The sequence below is a fragment of the Acinetobacter endophylla genome (assembly GCF_053543775.1).
The window spans coordinates 2,041-3,152 of the sequence record NZ_JBLVOM010000276.1; the positions used below are offsets into that span (position 1 = coordinate 2,041).

Consider the following 1,112-nt stretch of genomic DNA (forward strand, 5'->3'; position numbering starts at 1 on the left):
GTATTGATTGCGGCAATTTTTGAATTTGTTTTACGTGTAGCGCGTATCTATTTATCAGATATTATTGGTAAACGAGCAGACTTGCGTATTTCAGATCGGGTTTTTGGTCATACGCTCAGAATTAAAAATAGTGAGCGTTCCAAATCAACAGGTACTTTTATTTCCCAAATTCGGGAGTTGGAAGGGGTGCGGGAGCTAGTCACCTCAACGACGATTAGCGCCATTGCCGACTTGCCATTTTTCTTTTTATTTTTGGTTATATTCTGGATCATTGGCGGCAATCTTTTCTGGGTCATGGTACTTGTTGTACCGCTTATGATTATTCCAGCCATATTGGCACAAAGACCACTGGCTAAACTTGCCAGAGAGGGAATGCGTGAGTCTTCGATTCGTAATGCAATATTGGTGGAATCAGTGCAAGGCATAGAGGACATTAAGCTGTTACGCGCTGAATCCAGATTCCAGAATCAATGGAATCATATGAATGAAATGTCTGCCGATATTAGTATGAAGCAGCGTAAAATAGTGGGCGTGATGACTGCATGGACGCAAAAAGTCCAAGGTCTGACTTATGCTCTTGTGGTACTTGTTGGCTGTTTTGCCGTGATTAGTGGAGAAATGACCACAGGTGCATTGGTTGCATGCTCAATTTTATCTTCACGAATGTTGGCACCAATTGCACAAATTACGGGTGTTTTGGGACGTTTACAGCAAGCCAAAGTCGCAAAAAGTAGTCTTGATGAGTTAATGAAAAAGCCAGTTGACCAACCTGATCGGGCGCATTTGATCCATCGCTCAGTATTGTTGGGTGATTATCAATTGAATGGCACTTTATTTAAATATAATCAAGATGATGCAAAACCCAATCTAGCGATTGCTCAACTAGCAATTCGGGCGGGAGAGAAAATTGCAATTTTAGGCCGAAATGGCGCGGGGAAATCCACATTATTGCAATTATTATCAGGCATGCAAATGCCGCAGCAAGGTAATATTTATCTTGATGGTCTTGATTTATCACTGATTGATCCTGCTGATATTCGTCGTGATACAGGGTTACTTAATCAGAGTGCGCATTTGTTTTATGGCACAATCAGGGAAAACCTAACTTTAGG

The 1,112-nt window shown here is 41.5% G+C and carries 1 protein-coding gene; it reads left to right on the plus strand.

Going from position 1 to position 1,112, the window contains the following annotated elements:
- The coding region (locus ACNPNW_RS15990; RefSeq protein WP_448767163.1) for a peptidase domain-containing ABC transporter at window positions 1–1,112 on the plus strand (1,112 nt) is incomplete at both ends.